Here is a 14,328-nt window from a genome sequence, read left to right as displayed (position 1 = left end):
TTATAATTTAGGTTGGAAAATCAAGACCCATTTCACGATAGCGTTCCGGGTCGTTGCCCCAGTTCTCACGCACTTTCACGAAAAGGAAGAGATGAACCGTCTGTTCCAGTATCTCGGAGATTTCCTTGCGCGCGGATTGCCCGATTGCCTTGATCGTCTCACCCTTGTGGCCAAGCACGATCTTCTTCTGGCTTTCGCGCTCGACATAGATCACCTGCTCGATGCGGACTGATCCATCCTTGCGCTCTTCCCAGCGTTCGGTTTCCACCGTCGACGAGTAAGGCAGTTCTTCATGCAGGCGCAGATAGAGCTTTTCGCGTGTGATTTCGGCTGCAAGCTGCCGCATCGGCATGTCGGAAATCTGATCTTCCGGATAATACCAAGGACCGTTCGGCACGTTCTCTGCGAGATATTTCGCAAGATCCTTGCAGCCCGATCCGTTCAGCGCCGAGATCATGAAGGTCTGGTCGAACGCGACCAGCTCGTTGGCCTTGCGGGCAAGCTCCAACAAAACCGGCGGATCGACACGATCAACCTTGTTGAGCACCAGAACCTTCTTCCGGCGCACATCCTTCATGCTCGAAAGCAGCGCTTCGGCGTTCTCGTTCAAACCGCCTTGCGAATCGAGAAGAACGAGAATGATGTCGGCATCCTTCGCACCGCCCCAGGCCGTGGTGACCATGGCACGGTCGAGCCTGCGCTTCGGCCGGAAAATACCAGGTGTGTCCACCAGGACGATCTGCGCCTGATCTTCGATGAATATGCCGCGCACAAGAGCGCGCGTCGTCTGCACCTTGTGCGTGACGATAGAAACCTTCGTTCCCACAAGCTGGTTGACCAGCGTGGATTTCCCCGCATTCGGCGCCCCGAGAAACGCCACGAAGCCGGACCGGGTCTGGCCTGCCTCGTTTTCGCCGTCAGCCGGCGTCGTCCGATTGTTCATTTTTTATCCTTCCAGACGATATTTCCTTGCAGAACGCCGCCGTCCCCTGCGTACGGCATTCCGGATACGACAAAACCGCCGACGAAAGCGACACATCGTAATTGACTGATTATAACCGATCTCGACTTAAAAAACGCCAACTCTTGCATCAAGCGGAATCGTCACGCTTCCAGACGCCTTCGCGATAAAGCATCGCTTCCGCCGCATTCTGTTCGGCTATTCTTTTGGAACGCCCCTCACCCGTTTCCGTAGCAAAGCCCTTGACCGTAACCTCCACCGCAAACAGCGGATCATGGTCCGGACCGGTGCGGCTTATGATGGCGTATGAAGGATGGACGTTGCCCTGCTGGTGTGCCCATTCCTGCAATTCCGTCTTGGCGTCACGGCGGGCAGCGCCCGTTTGCAGAGACCGCTTCTCCCAGTAGCGCTTGACGAAAGGCCGCACGGCCTCCAGTCCGCCATCGAGATAGATCGTGGCGATCAGTGCTTCGACAACATCGGCGCGGACATTCAAAAGACGCTTGTCATTCAGCGACTTGATATCGGAACCGGTATGGATGAGGTTAGCGAGACCGATCTCATCGGCAATCGCCGCACAGGTTTCTGCGTTCACCAGCGCATTGAGGCGAACCGACAGTTCACCTTCGGATGCGTCCGGAAACTCATCGAACAGCATCTCCGCGACGGTCAGTCCCAGAACGCGGTCACCGAGAAATTCGAGACGTTCATAATTTGCGCGCGATGGCGCCTGCACACTTGAGTGGGTGAGCGCACGATCCAGCCGTTTCAAATTGAGAAAACGGTGTCCGGTGCGCTCCTCCAGGATTGCTGCTGCCTGATTTGCCGAAGCCATTTCAATTTCCGGTTACAGCTGTATGCGGCGCGGCATTGACTGAACTGAACAGTCGGCCAAAGCGCACATCAGTCGGCCATTTCCAGATTTCCAGCGGGCTCGCCTTGTCGGCGATCGAGAAGAAGATGATGTTTGCGCGCCCGACAAGATTCTCAAACGGAACATAGCCAACGCCGAAACGGCTATCGAGCGAGTTGTCACGATTGTCCCCCATCATGAAGTAATGGCCGGCTGGAACCTCGAAAACACGCGTATCGTCACCGATGGAGTTTGGCGACAGATCAAGCGTGTCGTAGGTCACGCCGTCCGGCAAGGTTTCACGATAGACTTCGACGGGACGGTTCTGTTCGGTGACATCGGGATTGTTGATCGTGCCGATGCGATCGCGCTTGACCGCCTGATCATTGATATAAAGCACACCACCGCGCATCTGCACACGATCACCCGGCAGGCCGATTACACGCTTGATGTAGTCGACGGAAGGATCGCTCGGCAGTTTGAACACCACCACGTCACCGCGCTTCGGTTCGGCACTCCAGATGCGACCTGAAAACAAATCCAGTCCGAACGGCAGCGAATAGCGCGAATAACCATAGGCATATTTTGAAACGAACAGATAATCGCCTTCGAGAAGCGTGGGGCGCATGGAGCCCGACGGTATGCTGAAAGGCTGGAAAAGAAGGGTGCGGATGACCAGTGCCAGCAGCAGCGCCTGCACGATAACGCTGATGGTTTCGCCAAGGCCGCCGGATTTTTTTGTCTCACTCTTGCTGGACACGCTCATTGTATCTCCGCTTCCGATAACGCGTTCTAATAACGACTATGAATGCATGACGCAATCAGGCCACCGGCAGAACGCCGGTTTATCGCACGATTATGAGCAGGAGTTTACCTGTCACAACCACAACTATTTCGTCTCTGTGCCTGATCCAAAAGTCGCCATGCCTTGCTGCAAATGGCATTTTTCTGCGCTTCCGGTGCTCATGTACTTTTAAGTACACTGCGCTCCGGTTCTCGAAAATCACCATTTTCGCTACGGCCTGACGCATTTTGATTCAGACACTCAGGCAGGGCTTCGATGATAACGAACGCCTGCGCGAGAGGAAAATCATCGGTAATTGTCAGATGTATGGCGGCGCGTGTTCCGGCGGGCAAGAGTTTCTGCAGCTGCTTTGCGGCACCACCGGTCAAATGCATGGTGGGCTTTCCGGAAGGGGCATTGACCACGCCCATGTCCCGCCAGAAAACGCCCTGAGCTATGCCAGTTCCAAGCGCCTTCGCACAGGCTTCCTTCGCCGCAAAGCGCTTTGCATAAGATGCAGCACGCTGTTTGCGCCCGTCCGATTTTTTCTGCTCGACCTCGGTAAAAACCCTGTTGCGAAAACGATCGCCGTGTCGTTCCAGCGCGCTTTCGACACGACGAATATCGATGAGATCGCTGCCTATACCGACGATCATACTTTCTGAAGCTCCTGTTCGCGGTGCAGGCGATGCTTTTCGGCAAGGCGTTCGATACGGCGACGGCGGAAGGCCGAGACGGCAAACCGGGTAACGAAATAGACCACGACAGCGAATGCTGCGCCCAGAATCGTTGAGCCGAATAGCATCGGCTTTAAAAGCGGCGTCCAGATTTCATCGAAATGCATGGTTTCCAGCGCCCGCCCGAGATGAACTGGCGGAGCATCGTCGATGCTTCCATTCATGATGAAGCGGCCCAGCTCGAATGTGCTGCCCCAGATGAATGGCAGGGTCAGCGGATTGGCAAGCGTCGTGCCAAGTGCCGCGGCGGCAATATTTCCGGCAAGGAAATAGGCCAGCACGATTGCGATGATGAGATGGAAGCCAAAGAAAGGCGTGAACGCCGAAAACACGCCCACGGCCAGACCGGCTGCGACAGCGTGAGGCGAGGCAGTGATGCGCAGAATCCGCTTGCCACCGTACCGGAAGGAACGGGAGAAGGAGCGGCGCGGCCAGACCAGAAGCCTTAAGCGCTCTTTTCTGGTCGGAGGATTACGGCGTTGAAACAGCATGCGCTTCTATTAATGCTCTCCCATCGCGGAGACAATTGTTATTATTCGGCCAAAACTGCGGCGTTGTCGCTGCGCTCAAACGGAACAGTGTCCAGTCGAGGCAAATAAAACCGCGGCGAAACACCGAGCATCCTGCGGAACATCGTCGTGAAAGCGGAAACGCTGTCATAACCCAGATCCAGTGCCACGCTCGTCACCGCCTCCCCTTCTGCTAGGCGGGGAACTGCCGCAAAAAGACAGGCCTGCTGGCGCCAGACTGAAAGGCTTACGCCAGTCTCCCGTTGGAAATGCCGGGTGAACGAGCGCCGGCTCATCGCCATCCTGTCCGCCCAGTCATCAATTGTGGCGCGCGAAGAAGGCTTTTTCACGAATTCACGACACAGTTTCTGCAAGCGCGGATCCGATGGAAAAGGCAGGCCCAGCGAGCGTTGCGGCAATGTGTGAAGGTCCCGCAGGATCAGTTCGATCACCAGAGCATCACGACTATCCGGCTCCGGCGTGCTGTCCTGCGTCGTTGCATCCGTTATGAGGCACCGCATGAGATCGGTAAGTCCGACCACGTGGAGATAATCCGGTACACCCGAGACGGCATCGACGCAGATGTAAATCGAGCGCATGAAGACTTCGCCGAGGATTTCAACCGAATGCTCCACACCTGCCGGTATCCACATGGCGTGATCACTGGGAATCATCCAGCGTCCAGCATCCGTCGTCACCAGCACCACTCCTTGTGAGGCGCAGAGAAGTTGTGCCCGGCTATGACGGTGGCGCGGCACAAAATAGCCGTCGGGATAGCGTGTCGGCAAGGCAATCACTGGCCCGCTCATGCCCTCCAGCATGGCAATACGCTGCTCGTGGAACTTCTGCAGCTCCTCGCTTCCCGGCAGTAAAAGCCCCGGCGGAGACTTTGGTTTCATTGCAGTTCTGCCCTGCGTTTGGCCCACTCTCGAAACTACTGGACCAAATCACGAAAGCGGGCGAGAGGCAATAGTCCTATTAATGGCTTGCTGAGAATGGGTCGCGACATTCGCTGGCGGAATGAATTTGACGTTTGAATCGGACAAGTACCGGTTCAGACGTCAAATTCGTGAATTTTCGTTGGTTCCTCATCAACACCCCGTAATTTTCTTGAGGGTCTTGTTTCCTGTTTTCGGATGGTATCTGCAGGAAATATGCCTGAGAGCCTGGATCAAAAAGCGTCATGTGTGTGCGAAAATGGTGATTTTCGAGTACCGGAGCGCAATGTACTTCTAAGCATGGTCCCGAAAAGTTGCAGACTTTTCGGGTAAGACTACGCACCAGAGAAAGCTACATGAGCACCGGAACGCAGACAAATTGCCATTTGCAGCCACACAGGGCGACTTTCGGAACAGGCTCTGAAGACCGGCTTTCATCTTCGGAGAAGTAGTATGAGCATGAGTGCTGCACAGCAGCCATCAAACAGCGGCGCGGATAATACTGTCCTCGCTATTATTCTGGCCACAAGCATGGGCCATTTCCTGAACGACATGATGCAGTCGCTCCTTCCTGCCATCTATCCGATGCTGAAGGATAACTACAGCCTGTCATTCTGGCAGATCGGCCTCCTGACATTCACTTTCCAGATGACGGCATCGATCCTGCAGCCGCTCGTGGGTATCTATACCGACCGCAAGCCGATGCCTTATTCCCTGCCTTTCGGAATGGGCTGTACGCTTGTCGGGCTGATCTTTCTGGCAACGGCACATCACTATTCGATCTTGCTTCTGGGGGCGGCTTTTGTTGGTTTCGGCTCGTCCGTCTTCCATCCGGAAGCAGCTCGCGTGGCGCGTCTGGCCTCGGGCGGGCGTCATGGCTTTGCGCAATCCCTGTTTCAGGTGGGCGGCAATTTCGGCTCGTCGATTGGCCCGCTTCTGGCAGCGTTCATCGTTCTGCCTTTCGGCCAGATCAGCGTGTCGTGGTTCTCCGTCGCCGCACTGATCGGCATGATGCTGCTCTGGTATGTCAGCAACTGGTATAATCGCTACCGGATTGCCAATGCCAGCAAGGCGAAGCCCGACAAGACCCTTCCGCTTCCACGCAACAAGGTTCTGGTGTCCGTTGGCGTTCTGGCAATGCTGGTCTTCACCAAGTACATCTACATGGCCAGCCTGACGAGCTACTACACCTTCTACACCATTAGCCATTTCGGCGTGACGGTGCAGGCATCGCAGCTGCTCTTGTTCCTGTTCCTCGGTGCGGTAGCTGCGGGAACGATCATAGGTGGCCCGATCGGCGACAAGATCGGTGCGCGCAAGGTGATCTGGGCATCGATCCTCGGCGTCCTGCCGTTCACGCTGGCCCTGCCCTATGCGAACCTGGAAATGACGGCGATCCTGACGGTTATCATCGGCCTGATCCTCGCCTCGGCCTTCCCGGCAATCGTGGTGTTCGCACAGGAATTGCTGCCAGGACGCGTCGGCATGGTGTCGGGCCTGTTCTTCGGCTTTGCTTTCGGCATGGCCGGTATCGCAGCCGCCGTCCTCGGTATCGTGGCCGATCACAAGGGCATCGAGTATGTTTACACCATCTGCTCGTATCTGCCGCTGCTCGGCTTGCTGACGATTTTCCTGCCCAAGCTGGAAAAGAACCGCAAGGCCTGACCCATATGAAAACGCACAGCCCGAGAAGCAATTCACGCTCCTCGGGCTGTGCTCAAAATAGTGGAGCACCGCACGTCCCCCAACGGCGGTGCTCCCATGCTACTGACCTTTTGACGGCCCGGTGCAGCAGCATTCTCTTGATAGAGCATCTTCCGCTCTATCTCTTTGTTCCAACGCAAGTTCAGACGGCGAAACTGAAGCCGTGCATCGTCTCCCTGCGAAATTCATCGAAAGCAGCCGCAACCAGACGGATCAGCGGCTTGCCGTCGCTTGTTGCGCTGATGACACCACTGCGGACTTCCACCAGACCATCAGCCACCAGAGGCCGCAACAAGGCCAGCTCGTCGGAAAACTCCACGCCCGGCGCCGTGGTATTCAGATCGACCCGGAAATTGCACATCAGGGCTGTGATGATTCCGGCACGGATACGGTCACTTTCGCGCATGGCATAACCGCGAACCGTTGCAAGGTCGCCCGCTTCAACCCGCTTGGAATATTGCTTCACGTCCGAGATATTCTGGGCATAGCCACCGGGGAATTGCGAAATCGATGACGGTCCGAGACCGATCAATGTCTGGCAGCGATCATCCGTATAGCCCTGGAAATTCCGGTGCAGCTTTCCATTGCGCGCAGCGACGGCCAGATTGTCATCCGGCAACGCGTAGTGATCGATCCCCACCGGCTCGTAGCCGAAACCGATGAAGCTGTCCGCCACCACACGTGCCTGAGCGAACCGCTCGTCAGCATCGGGCAGAAGGCTTGCATCGATCAGGCGCTGATTGGCGCGCCGCTGCGGAAGATGCGCATAGCCATAGCAGGCAACACGGTCAGGCTTGAGCACCGCAACCTTTTCACAAGTCTCACGCAATGTCTCGACGGTCTGCAACGGCAGGCCGTAGATAAGATCGAAGTTGAGGCGATCAATGCCGACTTCCCGCAGCAGAGTTGCAGCCTTAGCAACCGTTTCTATCGGCTGAATGCGACCGATGGCTTTCTGAACCTCGGCATCGACATCCTGTACGCCGAGGCTGGCGCGGTTGACTCCCATGAGCGCAAGCGTTTGCACCAGCTGTGGGGTAACCGTGCGCGGGTCAAGCTCGATGGCGTGTTCCATCTCAGGCGCAAAATCGAACGCAACGCGCAGAGCGGCCAGAATGCTCGTAAACTGACGCGGGTTCAAAATTGAGGGCGTACCACCGCCCCAATGAAGATGGACGACACTGGGCCGTGCTGTCAGGCTCTTGCTGACAGTTTCGATTTCGCTGAGCAAAGAAGTGCAGAAGTTTTCGACCACGTCGTTGCGGACCGCCATCTTGGCATGACAACCGCAATAATGGCAGAGCTGCCGGCAATAAGGCACATGGATGTAAAGGGAGACGCTTTCTTCCGGTCCGATCTGGCGCAACCAACGATGAGTCGTATCGACCCCCACAGGCATGAAATCAGCAGCTGTCGGAAAGGACGTGTATCTGGGAACCGCCAACGCGGCGTAGCGTCTTATCGCTTCTTCATGCATAGCGCGTCCACCTTAAGCGTCGGGCGCTCCGGCGAGGCCCTGCCGGATATGCGCGCACCAGAACCGGGGCGACATTCCGCGGGGCAAGACGGCATGATGCGGCAAGGAAGCCCGCATGCATGACAGCCGATATTGCAATTCCCAGCCACAACAGCACCTGTTTTCCCCATTTTGAACGTGCAATCCTGCAACGGATCGCATCAATCTCTATGATCAGGAATAGGCTGTTCTGCCGGGTGCTGCATTGATTTGAATCAACGGAAATACACCCGGCTTTTAGGGATGGCAGCTTGAATTCAGAGGTTTTCCGGGTCCATTCCGGCAACGGCCGCCAAAGACCGGCGGGACAGGATCTCAACCGTATTGGCGTCAAGCAACTGGATCAGCCCCTGAGTCTTCAGCTTTGTGAAGCTCCGGCTGACAGTTTCAATGGTCAGGCCGAGATAATCGGCAATATCGGTACGGTTCATCGAGAGATGCACCGGGTTCGGCTTCTCGCCGCGCTTTTCAGCCCGCGCGGACAGCACCAGAAGAAAGCTCGCAAGCTTTTCCACCGGTGCAAGGCGCCCGAGAACCAGCTGATTGTCGCGCGCCGTGCGAAGAGCTGCCCGCGTCATCTGGTGCAGACGCTCCTTCAATTTCGGGAAACGCTCCATCAGATCATCCATCTCTCTGGTGGAGAAGGCGCACAAAACCGACGGTACGACCGCTTCAGCAGACTGGGAGTACGTCTCGTCGTCAGCCAGACCGAGATAGTCGCCAGGGAACAGGAAACCTGCAATCTGCCGACGTCCATCCGGAAGCGACGTGTAGATTCGCAGCATGCCGGAGCTCAGGCTGAAGACACGGCGCTTCGGCTCCCCCTCTTCCACCAACTGCTCATTGGCATCGAGACGCTTAGACGTCATGATTGCTTCGAGAGCACCGAGATCGCCGTCGTCAAGTGCCGCACAAACCGCCGTTCGTCGGACATCGCAATCCACGCATACCCCACATGGCGCACGGTAAGGCGATCTGGGGTCGAATCTGATAGGCGCTACACTCACGATGGAACCCTGTTTGTGGAAGCTGGAAGAACGTTTTTGCAGTTACCCCTTAAATAGGTAACTAGAACGCGTCCCGCAAAGCGGAATTTCGCCGCAGGGGTGTATCGTCCCCCGCAGCGTTTCAAAAGCCGTCGGTGTACTTGTTTAAATGTTGCGGCTACCGGGCTTCACAGCCGGAATTGCAGCAAGCTCCGGCGGCAATTTATCCGCAGGATAGGCCGGAACTTCATATTCGGCGAGAGCAATCAGCCTCGTGCCAACATCCGCCTTGCCCGCCGAGCGGTCGACGATGCAGGCCGCAGCCACAACTTCAATGCCGAGGTCCTTCATGCAGTCGATCGTTTCGCGGATGGAAAGTCCGGTCGTGACGATATCTTCCACGATAACGACTCGCGCGCCCTTCGGCACATCGAAACGACGCAGGCGGAACACACCGTTCTCGCGCTCTACCCAGACGGACGGAACACGCAGATGGCGTGAAGTTTCGTAGGAGGGAATCAAGCCACCAATTGCCGGACCAACCACATAATCGATAGGTCCAAGATCTGCCGCCTGGATTTTCTCTGCAAGCGCTTTGCATAGCTTTTCCGTCTTGTCGGCATGCATGAAAACACGCGCCTTCTGAAGGAAAACAGGACTGCGCAGGCCTGACGTAAGAATAAAGTGGCCTTCAAGGATCGCTCCCGCTTCGCGGAAGACGGCAAGCACATCTTCGGTGTTCATCTTAGTCCTATCCGTTCACGCGTTTCGCGCCGCTGACGCTCGCGCTTTCTTTCAATTGGGAAATGATACGGTTGAGATGCTTGAGGTCCCAAACCTCGACATCGATAATCATCTCGGTGAAATCCGGTGCGGTGCGTACCATGGAGAGATTGTGAATATTCGCGTCGTTGGCAGCCACGATCTGCGCGATCTCCGCCAGAGAGCCGGGCGAATTGATGGCCGATACGCTGACGCGAGCCGGGAAACGCTCACTCATCTGATCATCGATGTCCCAACGCACGTCGATCCAACGTTCCGGCTGATCGTCATAGGCCGTCAGTGCAGGTGATTGGATCGGATAGATCGTTATACCGGCGCCGGGCTGCAGGATACCGACGATACGATCTCCTGGCACGGCCCCTTCCGGTGCAAAGCGCACAGGCAGGTCCGAATTGGTGCCGCGAATCGGCAGCGCCTTTTTCCCGGGCTTCGCCACGGCTTCCGCATCGGTCTTCGCTGCATCCTCACTGCCCTCGGGCACCTTGAAGATCATGCCGGCGGCGTTCTGGATGTTGAACCAGCCCTTTTCGCCAGTCTTCGCCGGACTATTCTGCGATGTGACGCGTGTGTCCTGATAGTCAGGATAGACCGCCTTGACCACATCGGTTGACGGCAGCTCACCACGTCCGACTGCGGCCAACACATCCTCTACATCCTTGCGTGCCAAACGCGGAAGTCCTGGCTTCAGAATATCCTTGCTGAACGGCTTACCGGCACGTTCGAATGCGCGTTCCAGAATGCGCATGCCAAGCCCCGAATACTGTTTGCGAACAGCCGAACGGGTCGCTCGGCGAATGGCTGCGCGCGCCTTACCGGTTGCAACAAGCGACTCCCATGCCGCAGGGGGAACCTGCGCCTTGGAACGGATGATATCGACCTCATCGCCGTTCTTCAGTTCGGTCATCAACGGCATGATGCGACCATTGACCTTCGCACCGACGCAGCTGTCACCGATATCGGTGTGAACGGCATAGGCGAAATCGATCGGCGTCGCACCACGCGGCAGAGCAATGAGGCGGCCCTTGGGCGTGAAGCAGAAGACCTGATCCTGAAAGAGCTCTAGCTTAGTGTGTTCAAGGAACTCTTCCGGATTATCGCCTTCTGAAAGCTGCTCGATTGTCTGGCGCAGCCATGCATAAGCATTGGTCTCGGTCGACATTTTGTGCGGATTATTGGCGCTGCCACGATCCTTGTAGATCGAGTGGGCTGCGACACCAAACTCCGCAATCTCATCCATTTCGCGTGTGCGAATCTGCAGCTCGATACGCTGGCGCGACGGACCGATGATGGTGGTGTGGATCGACCGGTAATCGTTCTGTTTAGGCGTTGAGATATAATCCTTGAACCGGCCCGGAACCATCGACCACGTCGTATGAATGAGACCGAGCGCCCGATAGCAATCCTGCGTGGTGTCGACCATCACGCGGAAACCAAAAATGTCGGAAAGCTGCTCGAATGAGAGACCCTTGGTTTCCATCTTGCGGAAAACCGACCACGCTTTCTTTTGGCGGCTCTTCACACTGGCCTTGATGCCATGCTTCTCGAAAATCTCGGACAGGTCCTTTTCGATCTTCTGCAGCAGGCCGCGGTTCTTTTCCAGAAGCTCGGCCAGGCGATCCGTCACGGCGCGCCATGCATCCGGATTAATATAGCGGAAGGCCAACTCTTCGAGCTCTTCCCGCATATCCTGCATACCCATGCGGCCAGCGAGTGGCGCATAGATATCCATCGTTTCCTCGGCAATACGCAGGCGCTTGTCTTCCCGCATCACGCCCAGCGTGCGCATATTGTGCAGACGATCCGCAAGCTTCACCAGAAGCACGCGGACATCTTCTGAAATCGCCAAAAGCAGCTTGCGAAGGTTTTCCGCCTGCACTGCTTTTTTCGAAACGAGGTCGAGCTTTTTGAGCTTGGTCAGTCCCTCGACGAGCTTGCCGATTTCAGGGCCGAAGAGCTGATCGATTTCCTGCCGAGTGGCCGTCGTATCTTCGATCGTGTCGTGCAGGAGCGCGATTGCAATCGTCGCTTCATCCAGATGCATATCGGTGAGGATCGCAGCGACTTCGAGCGGATGGGAGAAATAGGGATCGCCGGAAGCACGTTTCTGACTGCCATGCTTTTGCATGGCATAGACATATGCCTTGTTGAGAAGCGCCTCGTTCACGTCAGGCTTGTATCGCTGAACACGCTCCACAAGCTCATATTGGCGCATCATCTACGAGAACTCCCTTTCGAAACCGGTACTTGTACCTGCACACATACCGGGCATTGTGACCCAAAATCGCCGAAAATCGAATAGTTCTCGACGTTTAGGCTTAATTTTCTGCCGACAATATTAATTTCCGGCAGAAATCGCTCGTCATCTGGTCATTCTAACCGGCAACAAGCATTCAGAAACTTCTCGACCAGTCAGTGTGTAAACCGTCGGCGCATAAAAACATGCGCCGCGACTGGAAAGTCGCGACGCATGCACAAAGAGAAATAATTCGAACGACGATTAGAAGTCGTCGTTCTTCTCTGGTGCGACGAGGCCTTCGATACCGGCGAGCAGCTCTTCTTCCGACATACGGTCGAAAGCAACCACATCTTCCTCGGCAGCGTCTGCAATGCCTTCTGCAACTTCTTCCGAAGACGAAGCAATCTGTGCAGGCGCAGCGGCTTCTGGCTCGTCGACTTCCACATGCTTCTGCAGAGAGTGGATGAGATCTTCCTTCAGATCATCTGGCGACAGGGTTTCATCAGCGATTTCGCGCAGCGCAACAACAGGATTCTTGTCGTTGTCGCGGTCGATGGTGATCTGTGCACCCTGGGAAATTTGGCGAGCACGGTGACCAGCCAGCAGAACCAGTTCAAAACGGTTCTCGACCTTATCTACGCAGTCCTCAACAGTGACGCGGGCCATGCGCGGTCCCTTTCATTTCTCGAACTTTATTGGATTTTTCCCCACATAACGCTTGTGGAGCCAAATTACAAGCAAAAGCGGAATTGCTCGTGCCTCACCTCATGAAATCTGCCAAAAGAACGTCAATTTCATGGATTCACCCGATAAAACACGGCGGCGCGTCAAAACGGCACAATATTTTGTAAGCCAGAACGGGATTACTGAGACAAGACTCCCTTATAGGTAATTTTGTGCAGGTAAATAACAACCCATGGTTGCTTGTTTTTCTGTGATATATCCTTAGAAGGCAATAAACGCATTGGTAAAATTTGATACCACCCGCCGTTTAGAAAACAAACTTATAAGCGGTCGTCGGTCCACTCCCGTCCGGCCGTAGAGTGGATATATTGCACGATGTTCGATTCTCGTGAAAAAATTGCCCTTTTTATTGATGGCGCCAATTTATACGCCGCCTCGAAAACTCTGGGGTTCGATATTGATTATCGGAAGCTTTTGAAGGCATTTCAGAAGCGTGGCTATCTGCTTCGTGCATATTACTATACGGCATTGGTTGAAGATCAGGAATATTCCTCGATCCGCCCGCTGATCGACTGGCTGGATTATAACGGCTACAAGGTCGTCACTAAGGCTGCCAAGGAATTCACGGATTCCACCGGGCGTCGCAAGGTGAAGGGTAATATGGACATCGAACTGACAGTCGATGCCATGCAGCTCACCGATACAGTCGACCATTTTGTGATTTTCTCAGGCGACGGCGATTTCCGCTCACTTGCCGAAGCACTTCAGCGCAAGGGCCGCAAGGTTTCGGTTGTCTCGACCCTCACCACCCAGCCGGCCATGATTTCCGATGAACTGCGCCGCCAGGCCGATCATTTCATCGATCTGGTCTCGCTCAAGGCTGAGATTGGCCGCGATCCGTCGGAACGCGCACCGCGCCGCCAGGATGACGATCTCGACGACAGCTATTGACGCCGTCGTCGAGCCGGTTCATGCAGGGGCATGATTTCCGAACCATCTCCCAACTGTGATATCTGCCCCAGGCTGCACGCATTCCTGCAGGAATGGCGCCGCAAGGAGCCTTCGTGGCATAATTCACCGGTTCCACCGTTTCTGCCAGCGCATGATGACGATGTTCGGCTCCTGATTGTGGGGCTGGCGCCAGGTTTGCGCGGCGCCAATAGAACCGGACGCCCCTTCACCGGCGACTATGCCGGTGATCTGCTCTACAGCACACTGTGTGAATTCGGTTTTGCCACTGGCAAGTTCGAGGCTCGTCCTGACGACAGTTTGCGCCTGCTGGATGCCAGCATCGTCAATGCGGTGCGCTGCGTGCCGCCGGAAAACAAGCCCATCGGCGCCGAGATCAACAATTGCCGACAATTCCTGTTGCCGATGCTGACCCGATTTCGGAATCTGCAGGCAATCGTCACACTGGGAACGATTGCGCATCAATCGACGGTTCGTGCACTTGGTGCGCCGGTTGCGCGACATCCCTTCGGTCACGACCGGGCAAGCGACATTGGCAGCCTGCGCATTTTTTCCAGCTATCACTGCTCGCGCTATAACACCAATACCGGGCGGTTGACGGATACCATGTTCCGAACCGTATTCCGGAATGTACGCGACTATCTGAATCAAAAGAGCGCCTGAGGCGC

Annotated in this window: 13 protein-coding genes and 1 pseudogene; 3 read left to right on the top strand and 11 right to left on the bottom strand. The window is 55.7% G+C overall.

The genetic code is table 11. The features are described from left to right. Positions 1–7: 7 nt before the first annotated feature. From era to ABDF71_RS05445, 6 genes and pseudogenes are all read right to left on the bottom strand, one after another. Positions 8–943 (bottom strand): GTPase Era, encoded by a 936-nt coding sequence (gene era / locus ABDF71_RS05470; RefSeq protein ID WP_500061265.1) that lies wholly within the window; start codon positions 941–943, stop codon positions 8–10. A gap of 148 nt (positions 944–1,091) precedes the next feature. After that, complete coding sequence (gene rnc / locus ABDF71_RS05465) at positions 1,092–1,796, bottom strand: ribonuclease III (RefSeq protein ID WP_010661641.1); 705 nt, start codon at positions 1,794–1,796, stop codon at positions 1,092–1,094. Position 1,797: 1 nt separating this feature from the next. Next, positions 1,798–2,580 (bottom strand): signal peptidase I, encoded by a 783-nt coding sequence (lepB, locus tag ABDF71_RS05460; protein WP_010661640.1) that lies wholly within the window; start codon positions 2,578–2,580, stop codon positions 1,798–1,800. A gap of 281 nt (positions 2,581–2,861) precedes the next feature. Further along, positions 2,862–3,254 (bottom strand): annotated as a pseudogene (gene acpS, locus ABDF71_RS05455) (holo-ACP synthase); the annotation flags it as partial. Continuing rightward, positions 3,251–3,826: a type IV secretion system effector BspA gene (gene bspA / locus ABDF71_RS05450; protein ID WP_029925252.1), complete on the bottom strand. Its 576-nt coding sequence runs from the start codon at positions 3,824–3,826 to the stop codon at positions 3,251–3,253. The pseudogene acpS and the gene bspA, both read right to left, overlap by 4 nt. A 41-nt stretch (positions 3,827–3,867) precedes the next feature. Then, positions 3,868–4,713, bottom strand: a complete 846-nt coding sequence (locus ABDF71_RS05445; protein ID WP_029376309.1) for an AraC family transcriptional regulator — start codon at positions 4,711–4,713, stop codon at positions 3,868–3,870. Positions 4,714–5,235: 522 nt separating this feature from the next. Here ABDF71_RS05445 and ABDF71_RS05440 point away from each other — a divergent pair. Next, entirely contained in the window at positions 5,236–6,447 is a 1,212-nt protein-coding gene (locus ABDF71_RS05440; RefSeq protein ID WP_010661635.1) for an MFS transporter, read from the top strand. 181 nt (positions 6,448–6,628) lie between these two features. On the opposite strand, the gene hemN is transcribed toward ABDF71_RS05440, so the two are convergent. The 5 genes from hemN to rpoZ form a co-directional block, all read right to left on the bottom strand. Continuing rightward, positions 6,629–7,963, bottom strand: a complete 1,335-nt coding sequence (gene hemN / locus ABDF71_RS05435) for an oxygen-independent coproporphyrinogen III oxidase (RefSeq protein WP_226622282.1) — start codon at positions 7,961–7,963, stop codon at positions 6,629–6,631. A gap of 296 nt (positions 7,964–8,259) precedes the next feature. After that, on the bottom strand, positions 8,260–9,009 hold the full coding sequence (locus ABDF71_RS05430; protein WP_151610276.1) for a helix-turn-helix domain-containing protein: 750 nt from the start codon (positions 9,007–9,009) through the stop codon (positions 8,260–8,262). Positions 9,010–9,153: 144 nt separating this feature from the next. Further along, on the bottom strand, positions 9,154–9,732 hold the full coding sequence (gene pyrE, locus ABDF71_RS05425) for an orotate phosphoribosyltransferase (RefSeq protein WP_036585798.1): 579 nt from the start codon (positions 9,730–9,732) through the stop codon (positions 9,154–9,156). A 7-nt stretch (positions 9,733–9,739) separates the two neighbouring features. Continuing rightward, entirely contained in the window at positions 9,740–11,986 is a 2,247-nt protein-coding gene (locus ABDF71_RS05420) for a RelA/SpoT family protein (protein ID WP_012092417.1), read from the bottom strand. Positions 11,987–12,268: 282 nt separating this feature from the next. Next, positions 12,269–12,673, bottom strand: a complete 405-nt coding sequence (gene rpoZ / locus ABDF71_RS05415; RefSeq protein WP_010661630.1) for a DNA-directed RNA polymerase subunit omega — start codon at positions 12,671–12,673, stop codon at positions 12,269–12,271. Between the two features lie 393 nt (positions 12,674–13,066). Between rpoZ and ABDF71_RS05410 the strand changes: the two genes are divergently transcribed. Next, positions 13,067–13,642 (top strand): LabA-like NYN domain-containing protein, encoded by a 576-nt coding sequence (locus ABDF71_RS05410; protein ID WP_012092419.1) that lies wholly within the window; start codon positions 13,067–13,069, stop codon positions 13,640–13,642. A 30-nt stretch (positions 13,643–13,672) separates the two neighbouring features. After that, positions 13,673–14,323, top strand: coding sequence for a uracil-DNA glycosylase (locus ABDF71_RS05405; protein WP_010661628.1), 651 nt, complete (start codon positions 13,673–13,675; stop codon positions 14,321–14,323). The last annotated feature ends 5 nt before the right edge of the window (positions 14,324–14,328 follow it).

The sequence above is a fragment of the Ochrobactrum sp. WV_118_8 genome (genome assembly GCF_039631535.1).
GTDB lineage: Bacteria > Pseudomonadota > Alphaproteobacteria > Rhizobiales > Rhizobiaceae > Brucella > Brucella anthropi.
The sequence above is the reverse complement of the archived record's forward strand: the minus strand, read 5'-3'. Positions and strand labels throughout refer to the sequence as shown.

Excerpts from the sequence above, each read along its gene's own strand:
- ABDF71_RS05420 (WP_012092417.1), bottom strand. The coding sequence starts at position 11,986 with ATGATGCGCCAATATGAGCTTGTGGAGCGTGTTCAGCGATACAAGCCT.
- pyrE (WP_036585798.1), bottom strand. The coding sequence starts at position 9,732 with ATGAACACCGAAGATGTGCTTGCCGTCTTCCGCGAAGCGGGAGCGATC.
- ABDF71_RS05440 (WP_010661635.1), top strand. The coding sequence starts at position 5,236 with ATGAGCATGAGTGCTGCACAGCAGCCATCAAACAGCGGCGCGGATAAT.
- ABDF71_RS05405 (WP_010661628.1), top strand. The coding sequence starts at position 13,673 with ATGATTTCCGAACCATCTCCCAACTGTGATATCTGCCCCAGGCTGCAC.
- ABDF71_RS05410 (WP_012092419.1), top strand. The coding sequence starts at position 13,067 with ATGTTCGATTCTCGTGAAAAAATTGCCCTTTTTATTGATGGCGCCAAT.
- rnc (WP_010661641.1), bottom strand. The coding sequence starts at position 1,796 with ATGGCTTCGGCAAATCAGGCAGCAGCAATCCTGGAGGAGCGCACCGGA.
- hemN (WP_226622282.1), bottom strand. The coding sequence starts at position 7,963 with ATGCATGAAGAAGCGATAAGACGCTACGCCGCGTTGGCGGTTCCCAGA.
- lepB (WP_010661640.1), bottom strand. The coding sequence starts at position 2,580 with ATGAGCGTGTCCAGCAAGAGTGAGACAAAAAAATCCGGCGGCCTTGGC.
- era (WP_500061265.1), bottom strand. The coding sequence starts at position 943 with ATGAACAATCGGACGACGCCGGCTGACGGCGAAAACGAGGCAGGCCAG.
- rpoZ (WP_010661630.1), bottom strand. The coding sequence starts at position 12,673 with ATGGCCCGCGTCACTGTTGAGGACTGCGTAGATAAGGTCGAGAACCGT.
- bspA (WP_029925252.1), bottom strand. The coding sequence starts at position 3,826 with ATGCTGTTTCAACGCCGTAATCCTCCGACCAGAAAAGAGCGCTTAAGG.